This is a genomic window from Deltaproteobacteria bacterium (assembly GCA_003194485.1).
Taxonomy (GTDB): domain Bacteria; phylum Desulfobacterota; class Dissulfuribacteria; order Dissulfuribacterales; family UBA3076; genus UBA3076.
In genome coordinates this window covers 1-3,899 of the sequence record PQXD01000058.1, presented here as the reverse complement: position 1 = coordinate 3,899, position 3,899 = coordinate 1, and the positions used below count along the sequence as shown (strand labels likewise).

At 50.6% G+C, this 3,899-nt stretch carries 3 protein-coding genes and 2 tRNA genes; 4 read left to right on the top strand and 1 reads right to left on the bottom strand.

The genetic code is table 11. The features are described 5' to 3' along the window. Positions 1-626 precede the first annotated feature (626 nt). Positions 627-1,691, top strand: coding sequence for a branched chain amino acid aminotransferase (locus tag C4B57_11855; protein ID PXF50655.1), 1,065 nt, complete (start codon positions 627-629; stop codon positions 1,689-1,691). Here the strand turns inward: C4B57_11855 and C4B57_11850 are convergent. Next, positions 1,688-2,800 (bottom strand): nitronate monooxygenase, encoded by a 1,113-nt coding sequence (locus tag C4B57_11850; GenBank protein ID PXF50656.1) that lies wholly within the window; start codon positions 2,798-2,800, stop codon positions 1,688-1,690. The genes C4B57_11855 and C4B57_11850 overlap by 4 nt on opposite strands. Positions 2,801-2,937: 137 nt before the next feature. Here C4B57_11850 and C4B57_11845 point away from each other — a divergent pair. From C4B57_11845 to C4B57_11835, 3 genes are all read left to right on the top strand, one after another. Further along, positions 2,938-3,013: transfer RNA gene (locus C4B57_11845), tRNA-Lys, on the top strand. A 2-nt stretch (positions 3,014-3,015) separates the two neighbouring features. Beyond that, positions 3,016-3,093, top strand: a tRNA-Glu gene (locus tag C4B57_11840). A 142-nt stretch (positions 3,094-3,235) separates the two neighbouring features. After that, on the top strand, positions 3,236-3,899 hold a 664-nt coding region (locus C4B57_11835; GenBank protein ID PXF50654.1), incomplete at its 3' end, for a hypothetical protein.

The following is a 3,899-nucleotide window of genomic DNA, read 5'->3' as shown; positions in this document are numbered from 1 at the left end:
TGTTAAGTGAAAAGAAATGTCCCCTGCCCGTGAACGGTCTGCACAGTGGATTTAAACTGATCACAGGGGAGCTTCTTTATGGAGACGATTTGCGTCAGCCCCGCAAGTTTTCCTGGCCTTTGCAGCATGGGAAACCCCGGCTCCTGAGCGAAGCGGAGGAGAACGGGGAGGGTCCCATGCTGCAAGGGCCTTAGAAAACAAGGGGCGGGAGCATGTTGGAAGAAGAAGCACCCTGTGATCGGTTTAAGTGGACCACGGGTTCATAAGAATATTTACCAAATAATCCGGTGCCAGACAGAACCAAACTATTGAATTAGGAGTAAATTATGGCTAAAGTGAATCACTGATTCTACTAAAAAACTCGATCTGCAGGTAAATATTCTTATGAACCCGTTATATCCTGCCTTGGAGCGGTCACCTTTTTCCGGGTTTCAAAGCTCGCTCATCGCGGACCGGAGAGGCAGTGCAATCCGGCCCGCGATCGAAACTCCGAAAAAAGGCAAACCGCTCCTGCGGCAGGGCACGGATGGCAACTCCCACAGTAGGCCACGGGTTTACCGAATATTTACATCTGAGGCGTTGCATAAGAGCTGGAAGCCTGAAGCTGGAAAAGGATAAATCTCGTCATGGATATTGAAATAGAACTTTTACCCGAATCAGAACGAAAAAATATCCCTTCTTCTAACCTGAGATTCGGCGTACACCTTTCAGACCACATGTTTTTGATGAATTACAAGGCAGACACAGGCTGGCATGATGCGAGGATAGTGCCCTATGGGGACTTTTCTCTTGATCCTGCATCAGCGTGTCTGCATTATGGCCAGGCCATATTTGAAGGGCTTAAGGCCTACCGGGGACAGGACGGAAAAATAAGACTGTTCAGGGCAGGAAAAAATATGGACCGTCTCAATCGTTCCGCCTGGCGTATGTGCATGCCCCAGGTAGACAAGAATGAACTCCTTCAAGCCATCAAGACCCTCATCGGGATAGAGAGGCGCTGGGTACCTCAGGCCAGGGGCACATCACTTTACGTGCGGCCGTTCATGATCGCTACCGAGGCCTTCCTGGGTGTACGTCCTGCCAGGGAATACCTGCTGGCAGTGATATTGAGCCCGGTAGGATCATACTATGCTGAGGGATTCAGCCCTGTAAAGATCTTTGTGACAGACAAATATGTGAGGGCGGCCCCGGGGGGCGTAGGAGAGGCCAAGACTGCCGGGAACTATGCCGCAAGTCTCATGGCCTCCGAGAAAGCAAAAGAACTCGGTTTTACCCAGGTACTGTGGCTTGATGCGATAGAACGGCGTTATGTGGAAGAAGTCGGGACGATGAATATATTCTTCCTTCTGAAAGACACGCTGGTCACGCCTGAGCTGAGCGGGAGCATATTACCCGGTATTACCAGGGACTCGGTGTTGCGTCTTGCCCGGGACTGGGGGTTCAGGGTCGAAGAGCGCCCGATTGCCATTAACGAGGTCCTGGAGAAGGCAAAGAGCAAGGCCCTTAAGGAATGCTTCGGAACCGGCACAGCCGCTGTAATTTCGCCTGTAGGCGCCCTGTATTATAAAAATGAAAACTACTCCATAAACGGCGGCAAGACCGGAAACCTGGCCCAGAGGCTCTTTGACGAAATCACGGGTTTGCAGTACGGGGAAAGAGAAGATCCCTACGGCTGGACGGACATAATTTAGGTCCTTGCGTCCCTCATGGCAGCCTCTCTGTAGCCCTGCACCAACTCATCCATGAGTTCATGCACCGATACTATCTTGCTTACCCGCCATACGTTTGAGCCGCAGAAGACAAAACCTGAATCAAGGTTCCCTCTCTGAGCATTTATAAGGGCCATGGCGATACAATAGGGGGTGTCCGGGTAATTACAGGATTTGAGGCACTTGTACATGCATCGGCGAGGCATTTTCTTCCCTGCTTTGACATTTTCAATGAACTTGCTCTTAAGCGCCCTTCCGGGCATACCGACCGGGCTGTTGATTATGGAGACGTCTTCCTTTTTTGCCCTGATATAGGCCTGCTTAAACTTATCAGAGGCATCACATTCATGGGTGGCCACAAAACGCGTTCCCATCTGCACTCCAGCTGCCCCCATCCTGATGAACTTGTAGATGTCAGCGCCGGTAAATATCCCGCCGGCTGCAATTACAGGAATGGCCCTCCCCTTTTTCTGTTCAAAGGGTTTTACTGCCTCAATGACTTGAGGAACGAGATTTTCAATATAGTTTCCAGGGGAATCTACATCTTCTGCCTTGAAGCCGAGATGTCCCCCTGCCTTGGGACCTTCAACCACAATGGCATCCGGGAAACGGGAGAAATGTAAATCCCATCTGCGGCAGATGATGGCAGCCGCCCGCCCTGAAGAAACAATCGGGACGAGCTTTGTGTTGCAGCCCTCAGGTATGAGTCCTGGAAGATCGAGGGGGAGTCCCGCTCCGCTGATGATGAGGTCCGCCCCTGCCTGTGCAGCAATACGGACAGTCTCCTTATAATCATTAAGGGCAACCATGATATTGACACCGATTATGCCATTGGGAGCCGCTTCTTTGGCCAGGCGGATTTGTTTTTCCAGGGCCCGGAAGGTGAGGCCTCTGGGATCTTTGTGAAAGTTCGCTTCGGTGATGCCGATAAGGACCGATGCTATTACGCCTATGCCGCCGGTCCTGGCTACAGCCGAGGCCAGGCCCGACATGGACACGCCGACACCCATGCCTCCCTGAATGATGGGGACAGGTGCAGTTAAGTCGCCTATAGTCAGAGGCGGCGGAGCATAAGTAGCTTTTTCATTCATGACCGGCATTTTTAGTCCCCTTGACAAAGGACGTCAAGAGAATGAGAATCTCTTTTGTATTTTCTGTTTTCTTGACAAGGCATAATACGCATGATATCGATATCCTTCGCCTGATTTGATTGGTCAGTTTTCAAAAAGGGCCGTTAACTCAGTTGGAAGAGTATCTGCCTTTTAAGCAGAGAGTCGCTGGTTCGAATCCAGCACGGCCTACCAGAGTCCCCGTCGTCTAGTCAGGTCAAGGACACCGGCCTTTCACGCCGGCAGCACCGGTTCAAATCCGGTCGGGGACGCCATGAATAAAAAACAGGGACCCAGACTAAAAATCTGGGTCCCTGTTTCTTTGCATAAAAATAATCTTACAGCCATATTCCCAACCTGCAGGGACGATTTAAGGGAGAGGAAACTCCATTTTCCCTGCGATCGAGATCTTGAATTTTGAAAAAAGTCCGGCCTCTTTATCTTAGCCTGATCCATTTCCCCCAAAACAGGCGGCTGGAAAGAAAAAGACCCGTACCTGCCGCCACGTATACCCCCCATACAAGGACTCTGGGCAAGGGACTGATTCTCAAAGAGATCCCCAAAAATACCATGAGCAATATCATTCCCCAGTTTTTGAGAGAGAGAAACCCTCCAAGACACCTGTTCTCTTCCATGTTTTCTATTCGGGAAATTATTCGTACCGCGGTCTTGTCAAAAATCAACCGCCCTTTCAGTAATCCCAAAAAGGCAGCGAAAATAAGCCACCATGGATTCCCGGCCACGGGCAGTCTCATCATGTTAGAGGTCCCCCGTACGAACAAAAAAGTGCCCGCAACTGTCCACATGAGACTCGCCAAAAGGATATGTACCCTCACAGGGGCCACAGGCTTGCAGGTCTCAAGCCAGTATAAAATTTTTTCATACCCGAAAGACATGACTTGTGACAGACTAATTCATCCAGGCCTTTTACAAAACCCCTTTTGTAAATATTCAGTGAACCCGTTATATCCTGCCTTGGAGCGGTTACCTTTTTCCGGGTTTCAAAGCTCACTCATCGCAGACCGAAAGGGGCAGTGCAATTTGGCCCGCGATCGAAACCCTGCAAAAGGCAAACCGCTCC